At 57.9% G+C, this 25,890-nt stretch carries 21 protein-coding genes, 1 pseudogene and 1 riboswitch; of the genes and pseudogenes, 14 read left to right on the top strand and 8 right to left on the bottom strand.

From position 1 onward, the window contains the following. Nucleotides 1-20 precede the first annotated feature (20 nt). Nucleotides 21-1,628 (bottom strand): FAD-NAD(P)-binding protein, encoded by a 1,608-nt coding sequence (locus CWM58_RS03765; protein WP_100680262.1) that lies wholly within the window; start codon nucleotides 1,626-1,628, stop codon nucleotides 21-23. 276 nt (nucleotides 1,629-1,904) lie between these two features. Here CWM58_RS03765 and CWM58_RS03760 point away from each other — a divergent pair, with 276 nt between their 5' ends. After that, nucleotides 1,905-3,137 (top strand): MFS transporter, encoded by a 1,233-nt coding sequence (locus CWM58_RS03760; protein ID WP_074385820.1) that lies wholly within the window; start codon nucleotides 1,905-1,907, stop codon nucleotides 3,135-3,137. A 40-nt stretch (nucleotides 3,138-3,177) separates the two neighbouring features. Here the strand turns inward: CWM58_RS03760 and CWM58_RS03755 are convergent, their stop codons facing one another. Beyond that, nucleotides 3,178-4,092: a DMT family transporter gene (locus CWM58_RS03755; protein ID WP_061154550.1), complete on the bottom strand. Its 915-nt coding sequence runs from the start codon at nucleotides 4,090-4,092 to the stop codon at nucleotides 3,178-3,180. Between the two features lie 202 nt (nucleotides 4,093-4,294). Between CWM58_RS03755 and CWM58_RS03750 the strand changes: the two genes are divergently transcribed. Then, entirely contained in the window at nucleotides 4,295-5,395 is a 1,101-nt protein-coding gene (locus tag CWM58_RS03750) for an iron-containing redox enzyme family protein (RefSeq protein WP_100680261.1), read from the top strand. Here the strand turns inward: CWM58_RS03750 and CWM58_RS03745 are convergent. Then, entirely contained in the window at nucleotides 5,371-5,949 is a 579-nt protein-coding gene (locus CWM58_RS03745; protein ID WP_100680260.1) for a TetR/AcrR family transcriptional regulator, read from the bottom strand. The genes CWM58_RS03750 and CWM58_RS03745 overlap by 25 nt on opposite strands. Nucleotides 5,950-6,103: 154 nt before the next feature. On the opposite strand from CWM58_RS03745, the gene CWM58_RS03740 reads away from it, so the two are divergent. Together CWM58_RS03740 and CWM58_RS03735 are read left to right on the top strand one after the other, a co-directional pair. After that, a complete protein-coding gene (locus CWM58_RS03740) occupies nucleotides 6,104-6,706 on the top strand; it encodes an HAD-IB family hydrolase (protein WP_032735635.1) in 603 nt (200 codons plus the stop codon). Nucleotides 6,707-6,736: 30 nt separating this feature from the next. Next, the gene (locus CWM58_RS03735) at nucleotides 6,737-7,315 is read left to right on the top strand and encodes a GNAT family N-acetyltransferase (protein ID WP_165785677.1); all 579 of its coding nucleotides are present in this window, start codon (nucleotides 6,737-6,739) and stop codon (nucleotides 7,313-7,315) included. Between the two features lie 16 nt (nucleotides 7,316-7,331). Here CWM58_RS03735 and CWM58_RS03730 read toward each other — a convergent pair whose 3' ends face one another. Beyond that, nucleotides 7,332-8,003, bottom strand: a complete 672-nt coding sequence (locus tag CWM58_RS03730; RefSeq protein WP_227520700.1) for a hypothetical protein — start codon at nucleotides 8,001-8,003, stop codon at nucleotides 7,332-7,334. Then, nucleotides 8,000-10,255, bottom strand: a complete 2,256-nt coding sequence (locus CWM58_RS03725; RefSeq protein ID WP_165785676.1) for a M23 family peptidase — start codon at nucleotides 10,253-10,255, stop codon at nucleotides 8,000-8,002. The genes CWM58_RS03730 and CWM58_RS03725 overlap by 4 nt, the downstream gene beginning before the upstream one ends. A 159-nt stretch (nucleotides 10,256-10,414) precedes the next feature. Between CWM58_RS03725 and CWM58_RS03720 the strand changes: the two are divergent. Continuing rightward, nucleotides 10,415-10,495, top strand: a pseudogene (locus CWM58_RS03720) (N-acetyltransferase); the annotation flags it as partial. 37 nt (nucleotides 10,496-10,532) lie between these two features. Here CWM58_RS03720 and oxlT read toward each other — a convergent pair. Next, nucleotides 10,533-11,789: an oxalate/formate MFS antiporter gene (gene oxlT, locus CWM58_RS03715; RefSeq protein WP_100680257.1), complete on the bottom strand. Its 1,257-nt coding sequence runs from the start codon at nucleotides 11,787-11,789 to the stop codon at nucleotides 10,533-10,535. 488 nt (nucleotides 11,790-12,277) lie between these two features. Then, nucleotides 12,278-12,376: riboswitch (guanidine-I (ykkC/yxkD leader) on the top strand. Nucleotides 12,377-12,432: 56 nt separating this feature from the next. Between oxlT and CWM58_RS03710 the strand changes: the two genes are divergently transcribed. The 7 genes from CWM58_RS03710 to atzF all read left to right on the top strand — a co-directional run bounded on the left by CWM58_RS03710 (nucleotide 12,433) and on the right by atzF (nucleotide 22,048). Further along, nucleotides 12,433-13,491, top strand: a complete 1,059-nt coding sequence (locus CWM58_RS03710; RefSeq protein ID WP_100680256.1) for a putative urea ABC transporter substrate-binding protein — start codon at nucleotides 12,433-12,435, stop codon at nucleotides 13,489-13,491. A 24-nt stretch (nucleotides 13,492-13,515) separates the two neighbouring features. Next, nucleotides 13,516-14,331: an ABC transporter permease gene (locus CWM58_RS03705; RefSeq protein WP_023297641.1), complete on the top strand. Its 816-nt coding sequence runs from the start codon at nucleotides 13,516-13,518 to the stop codon at nucleotides 14,329-14,331. Then, complete coding sequence (locus CWM58_RS03700; RefSeq protein WP_012541697.1) at nucleotides 14,328-15,104, top strand: ABC transporter ATP-binding protein; 777 nt, start codon at nucleotides 14,328-14,330, stop codon at nucleotides 15,102-15,104. Before CWM58_RS03705 ends, CWM58_RS03700 begins: the two co-directional genes overlap by 4 nt. Nucleotides 15,105-15,108: 4 nt before the next feature. After that, a complete protein-coding gene (locus CWM58_RS03695; protein ID WP_100680255.1) occupies nucleotides 15,109-15,837 on the top strand; it encodes an urea amidolyase associated protein UAAP1 in 729 nt (242 codons plus the stop codon). 10 nt (nucleotides 15,838-15,847) lie between these two features. Then, complete coding sequence (locus CWM58_RS03690) at nucleotides 15,848-16,483, top strand: urea amidolyase associated protein UAAP2 (RefSeq protein ID WP_100680254.1); 636 nt, start codon at nucleotides 15,848-15,850, stop codon at nucleotides 16,481-16,483. Between the two features lie 166 nt (nucleotides 16,484-16,649). Further along, on the top strand, nucleotides 16,650-20,255 hold the full coding sequence (gene uca, locus CWM58_RS03685; protein ID WP_100680253.1) for an urea carboxylase: 3,606 nt from the start codon (nucleotides 16,650-16,652) through the stop codon (nucleotides 20,253-20,255). Then, nucleotides 20,252-22,048 (top strand): allophanate hydrolase, encoded by a 1,797-nt coding sequence (gene atzF / locus CWM58_RS03680; protein WP_100680252.1) that lies wholly within the window; start codon nucleotides 20,252-20,254, stop codon nucleotides 22,046-22,048. Before uca ends, atzF begins: the two co-directional genes overlap by 4 nt. Before the next feature lie 42 nt (nucleotides 22,049-22,090). Here atzF and CWM58_RS03675 read toward each other — a convergent pair whose 3' ends face one another. Together CWM58_RS03675 and CWM58_RS03670 are read right to left on the bottom strand one after the other, a co-directional pair. After that, nucleotides 22,091-22,729: a hypothetical protein gene (locus CWM58_RS03675; protein WP_100680251.1), complete on the bottom strand. Its 639-nt coding sequence runs from the start codon at nucleotides 22,727-22,729 to the stop codon at nucleotides 22,091-22,093. 124 nt (nucleotides 22,730-22,853) lie between these two features. Further along, entirely contained in the window at nucleotides 22,854-23,519 is a 666-nt protein-coding gene (locus tag CWM58_RS03670) for an SDR family NAD(P)-dependent oxidoreductase (protein WP_100680250.1), read from the bottom strand. Between the two features lie 104 nt (nucleotides 23,520-23,623). On the opposite strand from CWM58_RS03670, the gene CWM58_RS03665 reads away from it, so the two are divergent. Beyond that, nucleotides 23,624-24,544: a LysR family transcriptional regulator gene (locus CWM58_RS03665; RefSeq protein WP_100680249.1), complete on the top strand. Its 921-nt coding sequence runs from the start codon at nucleotides 23,624-23,626 to the stop codon at nucleotides 24,542-24,544. Between the two features lie 177 nt (nucleotides 24,545-24,721). Continuing rightward, on the top strand, nucleotides 24,722-25,888 hold the full coding sequence (locus CWM58_RS03660) for a hypothetical protein (protein WP_100680575.1): 1,167 nt from the start codon (nucleotides 24,722-24,724) through the stop codon (nucleotides 25,886-25,888). Nucleotides 25,889-25,890: the final 2 nt, after the last annotated feature.

Below are 25,890 nucleotides of genomic sequence, written 5' to 3'. Positions count from 1 at the left end.
TATTGCGTTTAAGCAGCCCGCTATTCGATAAACCACAGGCGGCGCCGGCGGCCCGTCGCCTGCTGCGACACGGCGCGGGCCATCGCGCTGCCAATCTCGGCGCTGGCCGTCAGGCCCTGCACAAAGGGACGATCGTGCATCAGCCAGGGAAGGGCGCCGAAAGCGACCCGTCCGCGCAGCGTCTCGGGCGCCTGCAGCGTATAGTCATCGCCGACGTCCGGAATGTCGTCGCCGCAGGCCAGCAGCTGCTGGCGCAGCGATGGGAAGGGTAGATCCCGGGTTTTCAATGCTTGTTGCCCGCGGGCATCGATAAACACATCGAATTCACAGCACTGATGATGATGAACAATCAGCGTTCGGTGAGACTCGCGCTGCAGATCATAATCCTCGCCGAGCGCCACAATACGCAAAATACCGGCCTGGTGCAGGGCCAGCAGCCGGCGAATGGATTCCGGCGGGATGGCGGCATAGTTATCGATAAACACCCGGGCGAGCCCGCGCCGGAATCGGCGGTTGTCCTCGTCGTTGAGCTCTGGCACCACGCTTTCAATCGCCTCGTGCAGGCGGAGAATGGCATAGCGCCAGGGCACCGTGTGGTGTTCGCGCTTATTGCGCTCCACCTCCTGCAGATTGCGTTGCGCCCAGTGGAAAGGATCATGGGTGAGACGGTCGGCAAACCAGGCCTCGGAGATGCTGTCAGGCGTTAGCTGGCGCAGCCCCGTCGCCTCGCACCAGGCCGGGGCGGCATATTCCAGCTCCTGGACGACCAGCTCGAATACCCGATCCAGCAGCCCATCGCTGCCCCGGGCGACAGCCGCCTCAAGGGCGGCAGGGGTGGCGATCTCCAGCGGCTCCCATGGGATCGGACAGTAAAAATCGGCTTCCGGGAGCACTCCGCTGCGCGACATCAGCGTTATCTCCAGTGCCTCGCTGCCAGGATGGAGGGTAAACTGGGTTGTTTTGTCGTTCTCAGTATGGAAAGCACCATGCTGGGCCACCACGGCGATGGCGGCATCAATCGCGCTTAAAGAGGTCCCGAGGATCCCGACCCGACAGGGCGCGATCCGGGCGTCCATCAGCCCGGTCCACGGACTGGGGAAGTACTGTCGACTGGCGCGCTCTTCCTCAGGCCACAGATGGCCGGTGGCTATCGCCACCAGGTCGACAATAACCGGTTCTGCCGCGCTATCGGTATGGATAGCGATCCCGGCGGGCTGGACGGCAATATCCGTCACTTCACAGGATTCACAAACGCTAACAATGGAGCCGGCGTCCCGGGCCCGCTCAGTGAGATACAGAAAACGGTCGCGATAGTACTCGCCGAGGATCACCCGCGGCAGAAACTGGCGCTCATGCAGCGTGTGCCGCTCGAGGCCGCGCGCCGCCAGCCAGGCGTCGCTGTGCTGCTGGAGCCATTGTAGATAGGTCACGTCGATGGGGGGGATCTCAATGCTGGCGATGTTGGCCAGCATTTGTGCCGCCGTATTATCATCGCTGTAGGGCATACCCACCCCGGCCTGCGCCTCTTTTTCAAACAGGGTGATCGCCAGCGGCTCACCACGCTTCACCAGTTCATAGAATGTGTAAATCCCCGTCGGCCCCACGCCGACGATGGCAACTCTCTTCATGATTCTCTCCCTTCCTGTGGGCGGATGCGGCATGGACAGCGGTTCATTGACGCCAGCCTGTCTTTAATTCTGGTCGAAAATTGCCGATCCGGTGGGCCGTTACACGCAATTTGAAACAAATTAGCAGGCTAATAAACTTGCCGACGGCCGAAAAAAGGGTGTAATTAACAAAAGAGCAACTTTCTATACAAACAATTTACATAAGCGGTGACACCAGCTTGCTCTGCCGGACGCCGCGCAAGCTCCCGGCAACGCCGTCGGGATAGGGATGACAAGATGCATGGCTGGACTTCACGACAGCGCAACGCGGCGATTGCCAGTTTTTTAAGCTGGACGCTCGATGCTTTCGATTTCTTTCTGTTGGTCTTTTTACTGAGCGATATCGCCCACTCGTTTCACGTCGACCTTGAAGAGGTCACCCTGGCGATTCTGCTCACCCTGGCCGTGCGGCCGATAGGTGCGCTGATTTTCGGCAGGGCGGCGGAAAAGTATGGCCGCAAACCAATCCTGATGCTGAATATCGTCTTCTTCTCCGCCTTTGAGCTGCTCTCCGCCGCCGCGCCGTCGTTGCTGCTGTTTTTTCTGCTGCGGGTGCTGTATGGCGTGGCGATGGGCGGGATCTGGGGCGTGGCCTCTTCGCTGGCGATGGAGACGATCCCCGACCGCTCGCGCGGTCTGATGTCCGGCCTGTTCCAGGCGGGATATCCCTTCGGCTATTTGCTGGCGGCCGTCGCCTACGGCCTGCTGTTTGAACATCTCGGCTGGCGCGGGATGTTTGTGATTGGCGCCGCGCCGGTGCTGCTGCTGCCGTTTATCTATTTCTGCGTCGAGGAGTCCCCGGTTTGGCTGGCGGCCCGGCAAAGTAAAGCGAGTACGGCGCTGCTGCCGGTGCTACGTAGCCACTGGAAGCTGTGCCTGTACCTGGTGGTACTGATGGCGGCCTTTAACTTTTTCTCCCACGGGACCCAGGATCTCTACCCGGTCTTTTTGAAGGTTCAGCACGGCTTCGAGCCTAAAACGGTCAGCATTATCGCGGTCTGCTACAACATCGCCTCGATTATGGGTGGGGTGTTCTTCGGTTCGCTGTCGGAGAAGATTGGCCGACGCAAAGCGATTATGATCGCTGCCCTGCTGGCGCTGCCGGTCATTCCACTGTGGGCTTTCGCCAGCGGCTCGCTGGCGCTGGGGGCGGGGGCGTTTCTGATGCAGTTTATGGTGCAGGGAGCCTGGGGGGTGATCCCCACATGGCTTAATGAACTGGTCCCGGCCAACACCCGGGCGGTGCTGCCTGGCTTCGTCTATCAGCTGGGTAATCTGCTGGCTTCGGTGAATGCCACTCTCCAGGCGTCAATCGCCCAGCATCATGGGCATAACTACGGTCTGGCGATGGCCCTGGTGGCCGGTACGGTGGCGATTGTCATTACCGTCCTGACCTTCTTTGGTCGCGAGGGACGGGTGACTCAGCCCGCAGGAGCGGGGCATCGTCAGCCGCTCTCCACCAGCCGTTAACTTCTGCTACCGGGTGTCGTCAGGCGCCCGGTAGCGTACGTTAGCCGCGCAGACGAATTGCCGCCGCCTGGCGTTTCTCCAGCGAGCAGATCCCAATCCCCACCATGATAAACAGGGCGCTGAACAGATGCCAGGCATGCGGCTGGGTATGCAGGAAGAGGATGCTCAACACCCCGCCGGAGAGCGGGATGATATGGGTGTAAATTTCTCCCCGGGTGGCGCCAATCGCGGCGATACCTTTGTTCCAGAACAGATAGGCCAGCCACGACGGGAAAATCACCAGATACGCCAGGCCGCTGAGGAAAAACGGCTCGCGCCAGGCGGCCCAGTCCTGCGCCGGGTGGCGCATCAGCCAGAAGATGACGATGGGCAGCAGGATCAGGGCGCCGAGCAGCGAGCTGACGGCGACAAAGCCATTCGCCGGGATCCGGCGGTCCTTCAGACGTAATAGCGAGCAGTAGAGCGCCCAGCTCAGCGCCGACCCCATGGCCCACAGATCGCCGACGGAAAAGGTATGCAGCGAGGTGGCATGCAGTGGGTTCCCCTGGAATAACAGGATCATCACGCCAAGGGTGCTGAAAATGACCCCCAGCCAGTTGCGGGCCGATACCGGGTCACGAAAAATCAGCCGGTTAATCAGCAGCACCATGCTCGGCGTGGCGGACATATAGATGGCGGCATTGAGGGCGGAGGTGGTTTGCAGGCCAATATAGAGCGTAAGCGGGAAGCTGACCTGGCCACAGAGGGTTAACACCAGTACCGCCGGCGCGTTATCCCGTAGCAGGTGGCGGCTGGCGGCAATTTGCCGGTGGTAGAGCAGGCCCAGTAACAGCGCCGTCAACGCCCATCGCGCTTCTGTCATCAGGATCGGATCCACGCCCTGGACCAGCACGTGACCGACCACGTAATTTCCCCCCCAGAACAGGGCGGCCAGCGTCAGTAATAAATAGGGCATGCTGATTCCTTGCGTCGCTTATCACTGTACCAGATGGTAACTTTAATAATTTTATAATATCAATATTTTTATAGTGGTCTTTTTGTTATTTATTAAAAAAGTATATTTTACAATGTGATATTCGTTATCCATAAATTTTCGTTGCCGCGTTGTTAACGGTACTATACCGTATAGTCGCCATGCATTTCACAGGGACAAATTCATGCGTAACACAGAAAATGGGGTCATTGGTAGTGACCAAACCGCGGTGATGGCCAGGCTGGCACTGGATGAGTTAATTGACCAGCTTCTGCACAGCAACGCGCTGTCGCTGAAGCTGACGGCCAACCCGCTGGTGGCCGACAGAGCCTGGCATCTGACTGAGAATACCTGCATCCGCGCCTTCTCCGCTGACGATCCACAGGCCCAAAAGCGCGCTCATCATGCGCTGTTCATCCTCTATCAGTCCTGGCTTGCCGACCCGCTCTCGCCAGCGGCAGCCAATCAGTTTCATCCGCTGCTCTCCGGGATCAGAAATTACATTGAGTCTGAGTGGCTGCGGGCGGAAAGCAAACGTTTCCATCGCCAGAGACCGGTGCTTAATGCCGGCAATATCGTCGACGAACTGCGCGCCTTATGCCAGCAGCACCCGGCGTCTCATCATCCGCTGTTCGATTTCCTTGCCACCTCAGCCTCCGCGGCGCAAATCGACTATTTCTTCAAAAGCGACAGCGCGCTGAATCTGCTGTTCTTCGATCTTGTGGCGATGGGGTTGGTGGGTTCGCTGCCAGAAACCCGCGCGGAGATTGCGCAAAATCTGTGGGATGAGATAGGTCAGGGCAGCACTGAGATCACCCACGTCAATCTGTATAAGGATTTACTGAAGCGGCGGAATATCGCGTTGCCGGACAATCATTTTGCCCACCTGTACGACTGGCAGGGCCTGGCCGGGTATAACGCCTTTATGCTGGGCGGCGTAAACCGTCAGCATTATTACAAATCGCTGGGGGTCATGGCGATGACCGAGCTGCTCGACCCACCGCAGTATGAAAAACTGGTGGCGGGCTGTCGTCGGATTGGGCTTTCCGATCGCGATGTGCATTACTATGCCGAACATATCACCGTCGATATCGGTCATGCGGATGGCTGGCTGAACAATGTGATTGTGCCGATTGGCAAAAAACATCCGGCGGCGATGGAGGAGGTCTACTTTGGCGCCGCGCTGCGCCTGCAAACCTGCAACGATTACTATGATTGCCTGCTGGCGGCCCTGCAGTCGCTGGACGGCCGCGCATCATCTCACAAGGTACCGCCTTCTGAGTAAATAAGCGCTTTGGCCGCGCTCCAGGCGGTGATCCCCGGTGGGATCTCCCGGCATTCGGCGGACTCGGCCTGCTGGGCGGCGATGGCGCCATCGATGAGCATCACCATCATCATGGCCACCCGCTCGGCAGGTTCCGGTTTTAACACCTGCAGGAGGATATCGCGGAAGAACTGCCAGAGGAGCGACTTGAACCGGGAGCACTGCTCCCGGATCGCTGGCGATGACGCGCCATATTCAAACAGTGCGCGGGTAAACATGCAGCCGTGGAACGTGTCGCAGGTAAACCAGCGATGGTAGTAGTCGAACACGGCAAACAGCTTCTCCCGCGCGCTGGCTTTATCCGCCGTGATCTGCGCCAAATCCTGCATAAATTCGCTCTCTTTCTGCTTGAGGATAGCCAGAATGAGCGCCTCTTTATCGGTGTAATAGCGGTAGAAGGTCATTTTGGAGATGCCGGCATGTTCAGCAATCCGCTCGATGCTGGGCGACTGATATCCTTCGCGATTAAACAGCGCGCTGGCGTGGCGGAGAATGTCCGCTTGTTTTGGCTTCATGCGTTTTCCTGTCGAATGGTTCGCTGTCACGACTGCCGGTGACACGGCCGTCCTGCGACAGCGGTGCATTATGCCGGATCTTGCCGCCAGACGGGCAAAAAGTAAATCAGCCGCGGTTTATGCGGCGTCGGTGTTTTTGAATAAGGTTACAAGGATGAAGAAGAACATTGCCTTTTTTGACTTCGATGGCACGATAACCCACGAAGATACTTTTACCCCTTTCATTTATCAGTCCCTCGATGCGAAAGCCGTTCGTCGGGGCAAGCTGCGTCTGTTACCGCATATTCTCGCCTGGAAAATGGGTTGGCTCTCAGCCTCTGCTATCCGGCAAAAAGTCTTTCATTATGCTTTTGCTGGAAAATCGCAGCCTGAGATCCTGCAACGTGGCAACGATCATAGCCAGGTGTTTATTCCCCGCACGCTGCGGGAGAACGCGATGCAGCGTATAGCCTGGCATCAGGCGCGAGGAGACACCGTGGTGGTGGTCTCAGCCTCGCTGGATGTCTATCTTCGTCCGTGGTGCCAGCAGCACCATCTCGAACTGCTGTGCAGCGAAGTTGAATTTCAAAACGGGGCAGCGACCGGAAAGTATCAGGGCGGAGACTGCAGCGGCCTGGCGAAAAAGGCGCGCATCCTGGCGAGCTACCCCCTGGCCGATTACGAGGAGATCTTCGCCTACGGCGATACGCCGGAAGATTTCGCCATGCTGGCGCTGGCCACCACTAAAATCTATCGCTGGGATGAGGCTCCACCATGAGCCTGGCAGCGTCAGGCTGCGCAGGTTAAGATGGCCCCGCCATTGCCCGTCTCATTAAGAAGAAGAGAAGAGATGATATTACCCCTGACCACGCCCCGGCTGCTGCTGCGCCGGTTCAGAACGGAAGATCTGCCGTCTTTCAGCCATTATCGCAACCTGCCGGAGGTGGCCCGCTTCCAGAGCTGGACCCACTATGGCATGACAGAGGCGACAGCCTTCTATGAACAACAGCGTTCGCTGGCCTTTGCTGAAGAGGAGAGCTGGTTCCAGCTTGCCGTAGAGATCCAGGCCAACGGTGCGCTGGCGGGGGATGTGGGGATCCACTTTTTCGATCAGGGCAGACAGGCCGAGCTGGGGATGACCTTTTCCCCGGCGTATCAACATCAGGGGTATGCCCGGGAAGCCATTCATGCGGTGATGGCCTTACTCTTTGAACAGTTAGCCCATCACCGGCTGATGGCGGTGGTTGATACCCGCAATTCCGGCGCGATCAAACTCTTGGAAGGGCTGGGCTTTCGTCGCGAGGCGCATTACCGGCAGAATATCTTTTTTAAAAGCGAGTGGGGCGATGAGTATCTGTACGCGCTGCTGCGCAGCGAATATCAGTGAAGTGACGGGCGAGCCGTCACTTCTGTCTATGCTCTACAACACCCAATTCGACTGTCTCAAGGGATATGAGCATATAGGAGGTAAAGTCGACTTGTTCTCCATCGATAAGATTGATCATCGACCCTGAACCACAGAATGCAGCTTCGTCACGTATAAGGCAGAATGACAATTTTTTCTTCACTCCCTTCTTTTTTTCTTGTAAGGAAATGTTGTTATCAATGACTGCATATCCATGGGCATTAATTGTCTGAATATTATACAGATGTACAGGCTGCAACTCGCTAAGGTTAACAATGCCATAGACATCCTTAGAGCGCTGGATACTTTCTTTACTCAAAGTGTATTTTTTCTTTTTCCATATTCCTGTTTTTTCATCAAAGAAGACTTTTTCAGGAAGCAACCTGTTTGGGCCGTATCCATCATGGATGACATCGACAGAAAACCAACAAAACCAAGTGTAAAACGGTGGATTCTTTATTTTTAATGATGTGTATTCACTCGGATAATAGTTTTTAAATGAAACTTTATCACATGTGTTATTCCCGCTACCATTAGATATGGCGTTATTATAATTAACAAACCTGTTTTTATTGAAGTCAGAGGGTACATGTATTGCCGGTGTGATGGAGCTTACGGCTTTTTGTGATAAAAATATCAATATTAGTAAAATTATAACTCCCCTCATCATCCTCTCCTCAACTGTTCTGATTCGGGTTCTTCATTAACCAACAAATTATTGCTGTCCGGGAATTTTTGCTCAGTAAGTACGGCTATCGCACTACCGTATGCGCAGCAGCGTTCATTAAAACCATTTAATCCTTGATATTGTTCATTATCAATTTGTGCGGGTAAATTAACGGCAGCACTGGCTTGCCAGAAGGCCTGACTACGATAGTAAATTTTTACCCCGTTTCTTCTGGTATTGACGCTACATCGCTCGAGTATATGTTCGTTATCAGCGTAATATGCCATATTTCTTGACGCCCAGTAAAATCCTGCACTGCTAGTCGCCTCATGGTTATCGCTGCTGACATTATTCCTCCAGCTAATAATGTTCTCAGGAATGTTGTTTTCTGTATCAGATAGGTGATTGTCGGTGTAGCGAATGCCCCGGTGTGAATAAAGACGATTATATTCATTTATCAGAGTATCTTTGATGTTTACAGGATATACTCGTCCTCTGAAGCTAAAATATTCGAAATAATTTAGTGGGCTGGTTAGCTGTAACAGGCCTCGGCCATACCACGGGTAGTACCAAATATTATAGCGACGAACGACCTGATGCGTGCGTGGATCCCTTTCCGTATAGCGATAACCTTCCTCCATTGTTCCCAGCCACCCCGTCTCCTGAATCCCGTTTCCCAGAAAGCAAGCGAGTCGGAGTGGGGTGGTTATCAGGTGTTTCTGCATTGCTCTGTTAATGTGCGTGCGGATATTATCCGCAAGGCTTCCGACGCCATCCCGGTAGATGATGGCTTCCCATCGATAATCATTCTGTCCAGCCATTCTTAACAGATTGCGCGGAACAATTTGCTTCAATTCTGATTTGCTAAGCCAGCAGCACCTGCGAAAATGGGTAATGAAGGCCACTGGATGAAAATGCCATAGTCGATCTGCGCCAAGCGTGCCCGTATCAAAGCACAGTGCTGAAACATGACTTTTCAACCGCTCATAGTCATCATCAGACATAGCCTGAGTATCGTCGTTTTTGTTTTTTAGCCAGGAATAACGCTCATCAAAAGTGTCGGCGTTCCATTCGAGTGGAAAATGACAAACCAGACGGCTGCTCAGATCGCTAAGGTTCCCACTCTCCTGTAATCCCGTGATAAAGTCGGAATTACACTGGCTGTTATTGTCCATGTCATCGTCCACCATTCGCCAGCCCTTCCAGTGCGGGAAGTCGGCATCACTGAATTTTTTGATGTCAGAAGAGGCCAGATTTACAAACCCTGAGCCTCCGGGGAAATTGACAGTACGCCACAACGGGGCGATGGCAGGGATGAGAGTTTCATATTCAGTACTAATGATCCGACCAAAGCGGAGTAGTTCAAAGCCCGCAGAAGGATTCTGCGGGTACAGACGTTTGGCTGTCCAGTATAGATTGTATTCATATTTCAGACCTAATCTTCTTATGTCGTCAATTTGGTTAGCATCTATGTTTACTAGAGGCTCTCCCACCGTATCGAAGTGTGCCCCGATGGTGGTATTCTGCCTGCGAGTAATCATCGAACAGTCACCTTTTTCGAAGGTCATACTGACAAACAGTGGTTCGGCACTGGTATGAACGAGATTTAGGCGGTCGGTATCTGCTGAGGCTGCGTCAGCTACAGATTCGTAAAACCGAGTCCCAGCAGGCAGATAAAAATGAATATCACCATAAACCGTATCGGTTCTGCCATCGCGGGTGACATCCAGTTCGGGTAGCATGCGTCCGGTTAGTTTCAACATGTTTTCATTGTCACAGAAAATCTGAAAGTGAAAGGCATTATTTTCATCCACCATCCCATTCTGTCCTATGCGATCCTTGCGCCAGACTCTGCCTCCCTCCCTTATTGCGGGATTCAGTCGGTCTCTGAGGTGCATATACAGGGAGTAATACAAGACGCTACAACTTTCCCCGATCTCGGTTTTATGCTTTAACAGAACATACCCATCATCAGTTCTGCCATTAATATTCAGCGGAAATGCATCCCGTCTTTCTGTGTTTGATGGCGCCCTGAAAGAGACAACTTCTCCATCTGCAATCGCGCGTACAAATTCGATGCGATTATAACCTTCATCAGGATTGTCGGTGTGGAGAACATGTACACCGCCATGCCATGACGCGGATCTGTTTACAGGAAAACCCCGGTTTAAATCAGTGGGCATCATTCTTTCCACCCATGATGCATCACATTCTCCTTCATTCCGGGGACGTATAAATGGCGGGCTTATTATCATGCTGACTCCCTGTCTGCTTTGTTGAGGCTATAAAAGTACAGAATAGCGCAATTTTATTTAATTAAGTACTGTGCGTTGTTAAATAAAAAATTCACTTGAATGAATTTATTAGCTGACGTTATCAACTCTATGATTTTCATTACCTGAGAACGGAAATAATATTACCGGCAGAATATCTTTTTTAAAGGCGAGTGGGGCGATGAGTATCTGTACGCGCTGCTGCGCAGCGAATATCAGTGAAGTGACGGGCGAGCCGTCACTTCTGTCAGCGCTGCAGTTAGCTATGCTGGCGGATAAAGCGCGCGCGCCACGGTTTTAGCACCCACAGCGCGAGGGCGGCGGTGACAAAATCAAGGCCAATCGCGCAGCTGAAGACGACATGCCAGCCGTGGGTGTACTGATAGAGCAGTGCCGCCAGCGGGCCGCCGAAGATTGACCCGATGCCCTGAGAAATATACAACCAGCCATAGTTGGTGGCGGCATGCTCGCTGCCGAACGTATCGGTGAGTGTCGACGGGAAGAGGGAGAAGATCTCCCCCCAGCCAAAGAACACCACCCCGGAGAGCAGGACAAACAGCAGCGGATCTTCCCGGCACGCCAGCCAGAGCATCATCGCCACGCCTTCCAGCGCAAAGGCGATAAACATGGTTTGCTCGCGGCCGAAGCGGTCGGAAATAAAACCAAACAGCGGCCGGGTTAAGCCGTTGGTGAAGCGGTCTATCGTTAACGCCAGCGGCAGCGCCGCCATGCCAAATACCACCGCCTGGCTAATGCCGAAATCCTCGGCGAACACCGCCATCTGCGAAGTGACCATCAGCCCGGAAGTCGACATCATCGCCATCATGGCGAACATCAGCCAGAACAGCGGCTGGCGCAGCATTTCCCGGGAAGTAAACGATCTGCTGCTCTGCGCCACCGTCTGACTGATGGGTTGGGAGACAGCGGGCGGCGGCAGCTTCAGCCCCTGACTGGCGAGGAAGCCGACGAGGGCGAAAAGGATCCCGAAAGTCGTCATCGTGTGTTCGAGGCCGTTAGTGGTCAGCGACAGGGAGATGGGGAAGGTGGTTATGATGGCCCCCATCCCGTAGCCCGCCGCCACCGCGCCGGCGGCAAACCCCCGCTGCTGTGGGAACCATTTGACCATCAGGCCGACAACGCCGATGTAGACGATCCCGGTCCCGAGCCCGCCCATGCAGCCATAAACCAGCCAGAGCGTTGCCAGGCCGTTCACCTGCGCGGAAAGCACCCAGCTCATTCCCGCCATCACCGTGCCAATAGCGATCAGCCGCCGTGGACCAAATTTTTCCACTAACCGCCCCTGAAACGGGGAAAAGAAGGTCTGCAGGATGATCAGCAGGGAGAAGGTGACCTGCAATTCTGGCAGACCCACGCCAAGCTTGGCGGCCAGGGGTTTTGTCAACAGCGTCCAGACATATTGCGGACTGGAAATGGCGGCCATACAGATCAAGCCCAGCACCAGCTGGCGCCATTTGCCATATTTCGGGGTAACCAACGGTTCACTGAGTGTCGTCATGTTGTTCTCCGTTTTCAGTTAGCAGGTTTCCGTGAAACGCATCCACCCTGGATGCCTCACGGAAAGGGGAAGGTGGCGACCGCAGAGTGACGACGTGTTGTGGCCATACGGCATACGATCTTGTCCACATCGCGGTATACAAGCGCAGAGCATTAAACGTGCCACATCAAATAATCATTTATATTCAGCAAGTTAATGTGATGAGGTGGTAACTGACGGGATGCAACGTGGTGAATGGGCGGCACTGAGGCGGTGCAAATGGGTCATCGCGGTGCGTGGGAAACGCTCGTGGCAAATCCGCAGAATGTCGGCGCATGCGCTCTGCGTTTTCCTGCACCAAAGCCATGCAATGCCCCAACATCACTCCCCATTTTTGGGAATCGATGCGTCCGCTGGCGGCGAAACGCGGCTGTGAGCGGCCTCTGGCTTCTGGCATGGTGCTTGCAAGAACATCGGCAGAAAGCAGCGCAACAGACAATTCAGATCACACAATAGCTGGCTAGGGTTCCGGTTCACCGCGGTGAACGTCTGGTCCGAGAGCTGGCGACCTCGGCGAGGTTACACGGCGGGATAAAAGCCCGGGAGACAGCAGCACCGTTGGGTGTCGCGCTGCTCCGTTTCTCGTGCTAACCAGAGGTCCACCATGAAAACATCGCCGCTCCTCCGCTCACTTGTCCTGTCGCTGACGCTGCTGACCAGCGTCCCGTCGTTTGCCGCCGTCAAAAAAGAGTTCAACGTCTGCTGGACCATCTACGCCGGCTGGATGCCCTGGGGAACCATCAGTAACGAAAAGATCATTGATAAATGGGCCAGCAAATACGGCATCAAGATCAATATCGTCCAGCTCAACGATTACATCGAATCCATCAACCAGTACACCGCCGGGCAGTTTGACGGCTGCACGATGACCAACATGGACGCGTTGACGATCCCGGCGGCGGGCGGTGTCGACAGCACGGCGCTGATCACCGGCAGCTACTCCGACGGTAACGACGGGGTGGTCCTGAAGGGGACGGATAAAAAGCTCAGCGACCTGAAAGGGATGTCGGTGTATCTCCCGGAGCTGTCGGTATCCCACTATCTGCTGGTGCGCGGCCTGGAAAAAGCCGGGCTGCAGGAAAAAGACGTCAAGGTGGTGAATACCTCCGATGCCGATATCGTCTCGGCCTTCGGCACCAGCGGCGTGCGGGCGGCGGTGGCCTGGAATCCACAGCTGTCAGTTATCAAAAAGACCCCGCAAACCAGCGAAGTGTTTAGCTCCTCGCAGGTGCCCGGCGAGCTTATCGACATGATGGTGGTGAATACCCAGACCCTGAAAGATAACCCCGCGCTGGGCAAAGCCCTGACCGGCGCCTGGTTTGAAATGATGGCCAAAATGAAGGCCGGGGATACCCAGGCGTTGAGCGCCATGGCCGCCGACTCCGGCACCGATCTTGCCGGCTACCAGGCACAGCTGAAAACAACCCATCTGTTCTGGACGCCTGCCGACACCCTGGCGTTTATCTCCTCGCCGGAACTGGCGAAAACGATGCAGCGAGTGGCGCAGTTCTCGTTCGATAAAGGCCTGCTGGGTGAAGGGGCGCAGAGCGCGGACTTTATCGGCATGACCTTCCCGGGAAATGTCACTCTCGGCGATGCCGCCAACCGCAAACTGCGCTTTGACGACAGCTACCTGAAGCTGGCCGCCGCGGGCCAACTGTAATGATTACTGCCGGGAGACCACGCCATGCGCCACATTAACCGTTATCCCCAAAAGGGGATGCGCCTGACGCTGATGCTGCTGCCTTTTGTCGTGCTGATCGCCGCCTGGTTTATTGGATCGGCGGTGCGGCTGGAAGCCAATCCGCAGGACAAGTTGCTGCCAGGCCTGTCGCAGATGGTGGCAGCCATTGACCGGATGGCGTTCACCCCGGACAAACGCAGCGGTGAGTATCTGCTGTGGGCCGATACGCTGATCAGCCTGAGCCGTCTGTTGACGGGCCTGGCCGTCTCGTCGCTGATCGGCCTCGGTATCGGCATCGCCGCCGGCGTCTTCCCGATGTACCGTGCGGCGCTGTCGCCACTGCTGACGGTGGTGTCAATGATCCCGCCGCTGGCGATCCTGCCGGTGCTGTTTATCGTCTTCGGCCTGGATGAGCTGTCGAAAGTGATGCTGATCGTCATCGGCATTACGCCAATGCTGGCGCGCGACCTGGAGCAGCGGGCGAAGGAGATCCCGGCGGAGCTGTTTATTAAGGCGCAGACCCTCGGCGCTAATAGCTGGACCCTGGTGCTGCGGGTGGTGCTTCCCCAGCTGCTGTCGCGGCTGATCACCTCTCTGCGCCTGCTGCTGGGCTCAGCATGGCTGTTCTTGATCTCCGCCGAGGCCATCTCCGCTACCGCCGGGCTGGGGTACCGCATTTTCCTGGTGCGGCGCTATATGGCGATGGACGTGATTATTCCCTATGTCATCTGGATCACGTTGCTGGCATGGCTGATGGATCTGGCGCTGCGCCAGCTGCACAAAGCCTGTTTCCCGTGGGCGGAAGGAGGCCGGGGATGAGTTTTATCGACATCAAAAACATCTGGCAGGAGTACGGCGACCACGTGGTGCTGGAGCGCATCAATCTGCAGGTGAAAGAGGGCGAGTTTTGCTCGATGGTCGGCGCGTCCGGTTGTGGTAAATCGACCTTTTTACGCCTGCTGCTCGGTCAGGAAAAACCGACCCGTGGCGACATCCTGCTCGATGGCCAGCCGCTGGCGGCAGAGCCGGATCGCAGCCGCGGCGTGGTCTTCCAGCGCTATTCGGTGTTTCCGCATCTCAACGTGCTGGATAACGTCGCCATCGGCCTGGAGCTGCCGGCGTCCCCGCTGCTGGGGCGCCTGTTTGGCGGCAGAAAACGCGAGGCCCGGCAACAGGCCCAGCACATGCTGGAGAAAGTGGGGCTGGGGCACGCTCTGGATAAATATCCGGCGCAGTTGTCCGGGGGGATGCAACAGCGGCTGGCCATCGCCCAGGCGTTCGTGATGCAGCCGCGGGTGCTGCTGCTCGATGAGCCCTTCGGCGCGCTGGATCCCGGCATTCGCAAAGATATGCATGCGCTGCTGCTCCAGCTGTGGAGCGAAACGCGCATGACGGTGTTTATGGTCACCCACGACCTGGCCGAAGGCTTCAACCTGGGCACCCGGCTGCTGGTGTTCGACAAAGTGCGCATCGATCCGCAGGCGCCTAACGCCTGGGGAGCGCGCATTACCTACGATATCCCGCTCAATGAGGCGCGGATGGCGCAGCTGGCCACCGGTAGCGACACCAACGTTTACGCATTAAGGAGATAAATTGATGACCGTACTTTTTCACGCCACTCCCAGCCTGCGCGAAGAGCGGCTTCCCGGCGGGGCGCACACCTCGCTGATTTTGCGCAAAGGGCAGATCCTGCGCCTGACCGATATCGACGGCGGGGCGAACGTCAGCATGATGATGCTCAACCCCCATGAGAAAAGTGAGCGTCTGAACCTGCCGGATACCCTCAAGGGCCAGCATACCGCGCGCCTGACCGCTGGACACTGTTTCTACTCCGATATGGGCCGGGTGCTGGCCGGGATCGTCGCCGACAGCTGCGGCTGGCACGATCCGTTCGGCGGGGTCCTTAACGCCGAAGAGACACACGACAAATATGGCGCCGGACGCTACCAGGAATTACGTAATGGCTTCTACCGCAACGGCGTCGATAACCTGCTGGTGGAGATGGGCAAATGGGATCTCGGCCTGGAAGATCTGCTGATGGTGGTCAACTTCTTCAGCAAAGTCACCGTCGATGACGAGGGCCGTTTCCAGTTTGTTGCCGGCAACAGTCGCGCCGGGGATTACGTTGAGCTGTTTGCCCCGATGGACGTCCTGCTGGTGCTCACCGCGCTGCCGCATCCCCAGGATCCGGCCACAGAATATGCGCCCCGTCCGGTGCAGCTGAGCTGGTATCAGGCCGACGATGAGGACGCGGCCACCCAGGCGCTCCTGACCCGCGATGAGAATCAGCGCGCGTTCCGCAACACCCAACTTTTTGCCCTGTAAGGAGGCGTTCATGACCGTTATCATCAGTACCCGACGCCCGGAAGAGGCCGTCTATCGCCATGTGATCCCGGCCGGGGAACCCTGGCTGTTTGAGGTTAAAAAAGGGCAGACCCTGCGCCTGCTCGATCTCGAAGGTAATCAGGCGATTGATACCCTGTTTTACAACGCCGACAACCCGCGCGAGCGCTACGATGCGCAGCGCACGCTGCGCCGCCAGGGGAACGCCTACCTGACCGCCGGCAGCGTGCTCTATTCCAACCTTGGTCATCCGCTGATGACCATCGTGGCTGATACCTGCGGGCGGCACGATACCCTCGGCGGCGCCTGCGCCCAGGAGAGCAACACTGTGCGCTACGCCCTCGACAAGCGCTATATGCACAGCTGCCGGGACAATTTTCTCTGCGCCTGTCAGCACGATGGCCGCCTGCATAAGCGCGATATCGGCGCCAACATTAACTTCTTTATGAACGTGCCGGTGACGCCGGAGGGCGGTCTGACCTTCGCGGATGGCATCTCGGCGGCGGGAAAATACGTTGAACTGCGCGCGGAGTGTAACGCCATGGTGCTGATCTCCAACTGTCCGCAGCTCAACAATCCCTGCAACGGCTGGAACCCGACCCCCGCCGAGGTGCTGGTATGGAACTGACCCGCTGGCAGCGCTGGCGTTTGCTGGCCTTTCGGCTGTTCGCCGTTCGCGCCGACCGCCTGAATCACACACCGATGCGCCACGTTTAAGCGCCGGTTCCCCCGGGGACGACCTCAGGGAAAGACGAATTGTTGCGGGACGACCCGCTACGCTGTGAGTTCCGCTTATGTTTGATACCTTACTGATTGCCAACCGCGGGGCGATAGCCTGCCGCATTTTACGTACCCTGCGCGCCATGCAGGTGAAGGGGGTTGCCGTTTACGCCGAAGCCGACCTGAGCAGTCTGCACGTCCGCGAAGCGGATGAAGCGCTCAGCCTTGGCGAGGGCCCGGCAGCGCAAACTTATCTGGTGGTAGAGAAGATCATTGCCGCCGCGCTGCGGAGCGGCGCCCGCGCCATCCATCCCGGCTACGGCTTTCTGTCGGAAAACGCCGCCTTCGCCGAAGCCTGTGAGGCGGCGGGACTGGCGTTTGTTGGCCCGACCCCGCAACAGCTGCGTACCTTCGGCCTGAAACATACCGCTCGCGGGCTGGCGAAGGCGGAGGGCGTGCCGCTGCTGGAGGGCAGTGAACTGCTGGCCGACAGCGAGGAAGCCTGCCAGGCGGCTGAGGCGGTGGGCTACCCGGTGATGCTCAAGAGCACGGCGGGCGGCGGGGGGATTGGCATGCGCGTCTGCCGCGACGCCCGCGAACTGAGCGAGGCCTTTGCCACGGTGCAGCGGCTGGGGCAAAACAACTTCAGCGACGCCGGGGTGTTTCTCGAAAAATATATCGAACGCGCCCGTCACCTGGAGGTGCAGATCTTCGGCGACGGTGAGGGGGAGGTTATCGCCCTCGGCGTGCGCGACTGCTCGCTGCAGCGGCGTAACCAGAAAGTGATTGAAGAGACCCCGGCGCCGAATCTGCCGGAAGGGATGGCGCAGGCGCTGTGTAGCGCGGCCATTGCCCTCGGGAAAGCGGTGAACTACCGTAGCGCCGGGACGGTGGAGTTTGTCTACGACAGTGCGGCGCAGCGCTTCTATTTCCTTGAGGTCAATACCCGCCTGCAGGTGGAGCACGGCGTTACGGAGCAGGTGTGGGGCGTGGACCTGGTGCGCTGGATGATCGCCCTGGCCGCAGGGGATTTACCGCCGCTGAGCGAGCTGGCCGCCGGGCTACAGCCCCGGGGCCATGCTATTCAGGCGCGAATTTACGCCGAAGATCCTGGCCGCCAGTTTCAGCCTTCGCCTGGACTGTTAACCGACGTCTGGTTTCCGCCAGCGGACGGCGCCACCCTGCGCATCGACCGCTGGGTGGAAGCCGGCTGTGAAGTGCCGCCGTTTTTCGACCCGCTGCTGGCGAAAGCTATCGTCTGGCGCCCCAGCCGCGATGAGGCGATCGCCGGCCTGGCGCAGGCCCTGGCGGAGACCCGCCTGTATGGCGTCGAAACCAACCGCCTGTACCTGCAGCAGATCCTCGGCTTTGCGCCGTTTACCGCCGGAGAACCCTGGACCCGCTGCCTGGAGCAGTTGCGCTACCGGGCGGATACCGTGGAGGTTCTGAGCGCTGGCACCCAGACCAGCGTCCAGGACTATCCGGGACGTCTGGGGTACTGGGCGGTGGGTGTACCGCCCTCGGGCCCGATGGATGACCGGGCGCTGCGCCTGGGCAACCGTCTGCTGGGCAATGCCGAAGGCGACGCCGCGCTGGAGATCACCCTTAGCGGACCCACCCTGAAATTTAATACCGCCGTACAGGCGGCGGTCTGCGGCGCGCCGCTGGCCGTCACGCTCGATGGCGCCGGGCAGGACATGAACTGCGTATTCACTATTCCGGCGGGGGCGACCCTCAGGCTGGGGGCAATAAACGGACCAGGCGTCAGAAGCTATCTCTGCCTGCGCGGCGGTATTCAGGTGCCGGAGTACCTGGGCAGTAAAAGCACCTTTACCCTCGGTCAGTTTGGCGGCCACGGCGGACGGGCGCTACGCGCTGGCGACGTACTGCATCTTGCGCCTTTGGCTGAGACAGGGGAAGGCGCAGCGCTTCCCGCAGGGCTGCGCACCGCGCTGACGGACGTCCGTACGCTGCGGGTGATTTATGGTCCCCACGGCGCACCGGAGTTCTTTGCCCCGGCGTATATGGCGACCTTTTTTGCCACCGACTGGGAAGTGCATTTTAACTCCAGCCGCACCGGCGTGCGCCTGATCGGGCCTAAGCCGGTCTGGACCCGTGACAGCGGCGGCGAAGCCGGGCTGCATCCGTCGAATATTCATGACAACCCCTATGCCGTGGGGGCCGTGGATTTTACCGGCGATATGCCGGTGATCCTCGGGCCGGACGGCCCAAGCCTCGGAGGCTTCGTCTGCCCGGTCACGGTTATCGAAGCCGATCTCTGGCAACTGGGCCAGCTTAAGGCGGGGGATAAAGTGCGCTTTGTGGCGGTGGACGTCCCCACCGCCCGGCGGCTGGCGGCAGGTCGTCGCGCGGAGCTGGCGACCCTGCAGGCGCAGGACGTTGCCTGGCAGCCTGTGCCGCTCACCTCGCCGGTGGTGATGACCTGCGGTGACGCCGACAAACGTCTGGTGGCGCGCCTCTCCGGCGATACCCATCTGCTGCTGGAGGCCGGTGAGGCGGAGCTGGATCTGGTGCTGCGTTTTCGCATCCATGCCCTGATGCAGGCCCTTGAAGGGCAAGCCCGGGAAGGGATCATCGATATCACGCCGGGGATCCGCTCGCTGCAGCTGCATTTCCAGCCGGAAACGCTGGCGCTGGAGACCCTGCTGGCGTGGGTCAGCGGGGAGTGGACCACGGTCTGCATCAGCGACGATCTGCAGGTTCCAACGCGGGTCGTGCATCTCCCGCTTTCCTGGGACGATCCGGCCTGCCGCAAGGCGATCGACAAATATATGACCACCGTCCGCCCGGACGCCCCGTGGTGCCCAAGCAACCTCGAGTTTATTCGCCGGATAAACGATCTGCCGGATGAGCAGGCCGTATGGAACACGGTGTTTGACGCCAGCTATCTGGTGATGGGCCTCGGCGATGTCTATCTCGGCGCGCCGGTGGCCACGCCTCTTGATCCGCGCCATCGGCTGGTCACCACCAAGTACAACCCGGCGCGAACCTGGACGGCGGAAAACTCGGTGGGCATCGGCGGGGCGTATCTGTGCGTCTACGGCATGGAAGGCCCGGGCGGCTATCAGTTTGTCGGCCGCACTCTGCAGATGTGGAATCGCTATCACGAGGTGGCCGATTTTGCCGGCAAGCCTTGGCTGCTGCGCTTTTTCGACCAGCTGCGTTTCTATCCGGTTTCGGCGGAAGAACTGCTGGAGATTCGCCGCGATTTCCCGCTCGGTCGCTATCCGCTGCGCATCGAACACAGCACGCTGCGGCTGGCGGAATACCAGCAGTTTCTCGCTCGCGAGGCGCAGAGCATTGACGCATTTCGCGACCATCAGCAGCGGGCGTTTAACGCCGAACGCGATCGCTGGATCGCCAGCGGCCAGGCCCATTTCGACAGTCAGGAGAGCGCGGCAGAAGAAGCGGGCGATGCGCCGCTGCAGCCGGGCGAGCAGGGGGTGGAAAGCCCGGTATCCGGTAATTTGTGGCAGGTACAGACCGAGGCCGGTCGTCTGGTGCGCGCCGGTGATGTGCTGGTGGTGCTTGAGTCGATGAAAATGGAGATCCCGCTGCTGGCGCCGTGCGATGGCAGGGTTCAGCAGGTCAATGTGCAGCCAGGCAGCGCGGTGCGTGCCGGGCAACGGGTGGCAGTGATTATTGAGGAGAAGGCATGATGCAGCAGACGTTTGATTTACGCCTGGCGACCCTGGCGGCGAACTATCGTAACGGCAACACCACCCCGCGGGCGCTGTTGGCGGCGATCCGCCAGCGGGCGGAAGCGCTGAATCCCGAATTTAATCTGTTTATCCATCTCCTGAGCGAAGCGGAGCAGGCGCCGTTTCTCACGGCGCTGGAAGGCCATTCGCCAGAGACGCTCCCGCTGTATGGCGTGCCGTTCGCGATCAAAGATAATATTGACCTTGCGGAGATCCTCACGACCGCTGCCTGCCCGGCGTTTGCATACCGACCGACGCAAAGCGCGACCATTGTCGCGCAGCTGATTGCGCTGGGAGCGGTGCCGGTGGGCAAAACCAATCTCGATCAGTTTGCCACCGGCCTGAACGGAACCCGTTCGCCGTACGGACGTTGCCGCAACGCGTATCACCCGGATTACCCCTCCGGTGGCTCCAGCGCCGGCTCCGCGCTGGCGGTAGCCCTGGGTGTCGCCAGCTTCGCGCTGGGGACCGACACCGCTGGCAGCGGTCGCGTTCCGGCCGGGCTGAATAACCTGGTGGGGCTGAAAGCGACGAAAGGGTTGATCTCCACCGCCGGGGTCGTCCCTGCCTGTCGCACGCTGGACTGTGTGACCTTTTTCAGCGCTACCGCCGACGAGGCCAGCCAGCTGTTGGCGCTGGTTGCCCGGACCGATCCGCAGGATAGCTACAGCCGCCGCAATCCTCAGTGGAACAGCCGGCAGGCCTTTGGCAGGCCGTCCGCCGGGTTTCGCTTTGGCGTCCCGCAGGCGCTGAACTTCCTCGGTTGCCGCGCCAGCGAAGCGCTGTTCGCCCAGGCCGTGCAGCGGCTGACGGCGCTCGGCGGCGTGCCGGTAGCGATCGATTTCGCGCCACTTCTGGCCGCCGCCCGCCTGCTGTATGACGGACCGTGGGTTGCTGAACGCTATGCGGTGGCAGGGCCGCTGATTGAACAGCAGCCGGATGCCGTCCTGCCGGTGATTCGCGACGTGCTGGCGAAAGCGCCTGATATCGACGCGACGGCGACCTTTAAGGCGATGTATCAGCTGCAGGGTTATAAAGCGCAGTGCGATGCCATCCTTGATACGCTGGACTGCGTGCTGACGCCAACCTTTCCGCGCCCGGTGACGCTCGACGAGCTGGCGGCGGAGCCCATCGCCCGCAACGCCGATCTGGGCTACTACACCAACTTTATGAACCTGCTGGACTATGCGGCGGTGAGTGTGCCGTGCGGGTTTATGCCTGACGGATTGCCCTCCGGCGTCACGCTGTTTGGCCGGGCGTTTACCGATCAGTATTTGCTGAGCCTGGCCGACGCCTTCCAGCGCGCGGAGCGGCTGCCTCTGGCTGGCGGCGCGCGGCTGGAGAGCCCGCCGCCTGCGCACCCCGCGGGCCATGATCGGATGGCCCTGGCGGTATGCGGGGCGCATCTGGCCGGTCTGCCGTTAAACGGTCAATTGCTGACGCGGGGCGGCCGGTTGCTGCAGGCGACCCACAGCGCGCCACGCTATCGTTTGTACGCCCTCGCGGATGGCAAGCGCCCGGCGATGGTGCGTGACGAGCGCGACGGGGCCGCGATAGCGGTGGAAGTGTGGGAGATACCCAGCGCCGAGGTGGGGTCACTGCTGGCCGCTATTCCCGCGCCGCTGGGGCTGGGACAGGTTGAGCTGGCCGATGGCCGCTGGGTGACGGGTTTTATCTGCGAAGCCGCCGGGCTGGGAGATGCCACGGAGATCACCGCCTGGGGCGGCTGGCGTCAGTGGCTGGCCAGGTAAACGGAAAATCCTCTGCGGTATCGCCGCAGAGGGAACCCTTGCTTACAGCGGGCTGTTCTCATCGAGCTGGGTGACGCTCCAGACGCGGGCGTGCGTGTCATCGATGCGATAGTAGCTTTTTACGCTCGCCGTGCCGCCGATGGCGTAGCCCACCAGAGCGACAATGTTGAGCTGATGCCCTTGCTTATCGGTAAACGCATAATACTCATCCAGCACATAACCGCTGGCGCTGGCCGCTGATTCCAGACGATCGTCCCTGGCTTTCAGGTCCGGGGTATAGTCGGCGATGGTTTTCCCTACAAAGTTTTTGGCAACGTCCTGCTTTTCGTCATCGCTGACGATAAACGCCGCGCTGGCAGGAAAGTGCTGAACCACGTCAGCCAGGGTTGGTTTCGGCGCGGCAGTGGGGAATAACGTGTGATCGATGGTGTAGGCCTGTAGCCAGCAGGAGAATAACGCCGCTTCCGCCGCGCGGCCATCCGGGTCGGAAAGCCCGGGCAGCGCATCGACGGTCTCTCCCGCTTTACGCAGCGCAATGAAATCGGCACAGGAAGAGACCCGTGCCTGATTCTGGTCGCTCAGCACCAGCGTCAGGGGAGACTGGTTAATCTCAAGCTCGCCCGCCGCCAGCACCGGCGTGCTCAACAATAACGTCACCGCCATACCGATAAAATATTTCATCACATAGCCTCCATGAATATCGTCGTATCCTGATCCGAGGTGACAGGGAAAGCAAGCGATGGATGACGTTTTTTCCGCACGTCCGGGCGATGGCTCCCGGACGCCGGGCGACGGCCGGGGAAGGTTACTGATGGTGTGGGGCGGGATAAAACGCTTCCGCTGTCCATTGCGCTGATGGCTGGCGGTATTGCTGCCAGAACAGATCGGCAATCTCCCGGGCTTCGGCGGAGCCCGGCGTGACGTAGGCCCCCACCGTCACGATGGAAAGATGAATATTTTGCGTTTTCAATACCGGGAAAAGGCCATGCGTCAGATTAAGCAGCCCGGCTTTGCCGACGCTCAGCGTCAGATACTCCGGGTGGGGCTGAGTGGCAAACATCCCGCCAGTCAGCAGGATCGCGCCTTCTCCACGCGCGGCCATCCGCGGAGAGACCGCTTTGATGGCGGCATATACCGCGCCAATATTGGTGGTGAGATCCTCGATGAAGCCTGCCACCGACTGGGTCTCCAGATTACCGTCATGCATGGCCGCGGCGTTGAAATGCAGCACATCCACGCCGCCGGTTTCCACCTCTACCTCGCGAATGAGATCCACGATACTGGTGATATCGCTGGCGTCCGCCACGCGGCCTTCCGCGGCAAATCCTGCCGCTCTCAGCTGGTCGGCCTGCGCAGCCACATTGCTTTTATTGCGAGAGGACAGCATCACCCTGAATCCCTCACCGGCAAACCGTGAGGCCGTCGCCATTCCCATCCCAGGACCGGACCCAATACTCAAAAACGTTTTCATAGGCTTCTCTCACTGTAAGTTGAAGAGCCGCTATGTTAATAGCCGAACAGATCGCTGATAATCATCCTTCTTTGCAAATGATTAATGTGCAGGGTGCAGGAATCATGTTCGATGAATTTGATGAGCTGATGGCGTTTGTCTGTGTGGCTGAGGCAGGGAGTTTTATCGGGGCCAGCCTCAGGCTGGAGCGGGATGCATCGGTGATTTCCCGCCGGGTCAGCCACCTTGAAAAAAAACTGGGCGTCCGGTTGTTGGTGCGTACCACCCGCAGCGTAACGCTGACTGAAGCCGGAACCTGGTTTTTGCAGCGCGCCCGCACGGCGCTGGATGAGCTCAGCGCCGCCAGCCGGGAAGTCGGGGATTTTGCTGCCACCCCGCAGGGAACGTTGCGGGTCTCGCTGCCGGTGACCTTTGGCCGGGAGCTGATTGCCCCGATGTTTCCTGATTTCCTGCAGGCGTATCCGGATATTCGCCTTGATGCCCATTTTCTCGATCGACGGGTCGATATTGTCGCGGAGGGGTTTGATGCGGTGATCCGCCTGGGAAACGTGCGGGACAGTACCTTAACCGGGCGCGAGCTGGGGGCATTTCGCAGCCAGCTGATTGCTTCGCCGGCCTATCTGCAATGCTACGGTGAACCAACTCATCCTGAGCAACTGGCAGTCCATCGGTGTCTCGGCTTTACCCACCATCCGGACTGGCCCTACTGGATCCTCGAGAATGGTCGGGAGCATATCCAGGTGACGCCAGCTGGCCCCCTCACCACCAATATCAGTGAAGCGTTGCTGACGGCGGTCATTCGCGCAACCGGGATCGCACTGCTGCCGGGATGGATGGTTAATCAGGCGGTGCAGTGCGGGGAACTGGTCCGCGTGCTGCCCGACTGGCGCAGCGCGGCGCGGGTTAGCGTTTATGCCCTGATGCCTCCCGGCACGCTGGTTCCCGCCAAGACCCGAGTATTTATCGACGCGGTATGCCAGCAGCTGGCGTCATCCCCGCTGTGGCAGGACGAGTTGAAGCGATAAACGGGGGGAGGACACCTCATGGCAGACGCTGTCAGATAAAGATCCTTTGCAGATTGACATCATCACTCCCGCGCCTTCAAGTGTTGAACAGAGTGATCAATAACGGGTGATGTGGGTTAGGTGTGATTGTTGTATGATGCCGGCAAGGATAGCCACTTAAACATTGAGGGATTAATGATGACGGTTTACCAGCTTAGTACCCGAATAAACTCTAATGTCCCGACTGATTCTTTGCTTTATGACCTCTGTATTTATCGTATGGACTCTCACAGGAATAAATATCTCCTGGTAGATGTGAAACAGCAGCCGTTTCCTGGAACTTATGAAACACAAACTCATATGACCGGAAATATAGATGAGTCACTCTCGACAATTTATATTATGGAAATGAATCTTTACCGCAAAACCATGTTGCATACGGTCTGTGTGACCCCCGTTCCATTCACCAAAATGTACACACTTGAAGCCTTTGCATCAGGTAACGCCTGGTCTCCGGTAAAGCGAGAGAACCTCTGTTATTTTGAGACAAAAGGAACAATGAAACCTGCAAGCGAGGGTGGGGAAACAAAGGAGATAAGAATCACTATCCCGGAACGTCCATTTATTGCACAAGAGTATCCCATAGGTTCACCACAAGATCCGTTTGAAAAAAAGAAGATAGAAGCAGAAATTCAGGACAGATTCTACAGTCTCTCATATCCTTCTCAATCAGGAGCGAGCGTGTGCGGTCCTGCTGCATTCTTTTACTGTCTGCAACAAGACCGTCCTGATGTATATGCCCAGGCCGCCAGGGAACTGTGGCGATATGGGAAAACCAAAATCGGTGAACTTGAGATAGAGCCAGGTGAGGGATGTCGCCATCCCTCGGGTCATTTTTATGACAATATCTCTGGCCTTGACTGGATGACGCTGGCTGGTCTGAGGGATTCAGAGAATGCAGTGCTGAGCTTCGATACTCTCGATTCTCCAGTAGCAGGGATCACCATGTGGCCAACTCTGACGACATGGTTTGAAAAAGCAGGTTATGAAAGGGTGTTCAGTAATGTAGGAATCACACAAGCAGGTATTCAAGGGATTCGTGACTTAAATGAATATATTAATAAAGGTTATAAAGTTGTTACCCTTATCAACGATAGTTTATTAAGAGATAGTATGTTCGAGCATACAACCTATCCCACCCACTGGATTGTCTGGAATGGACCTGTGACCCAAGGGAATGACGGTTTTGTAGGATTAAATCTTTTCTCATGGGGAGATGTGTCACAACAAATTAAGTCTCGAAAAGATTTATCTTTCTTCATTCGTCGATTCTTTGGGGGGGTGGTTTTTAAACCACTGGTATAGTT

This window comes from Klebsiella sp. H-Nf2 (genome assembly GCF_002806645.1).
Taxonomy (GTDB): domain Bacteria; phylum Pseudomonadota; class Gammaproteobacteria; order Enterobacterales; family Enterobacteriaceae; genus Klebsiella; species Klebsiella variicola.
This window is presented reverse-complemented; position numbering and strand designations above follow the sequence as displayed.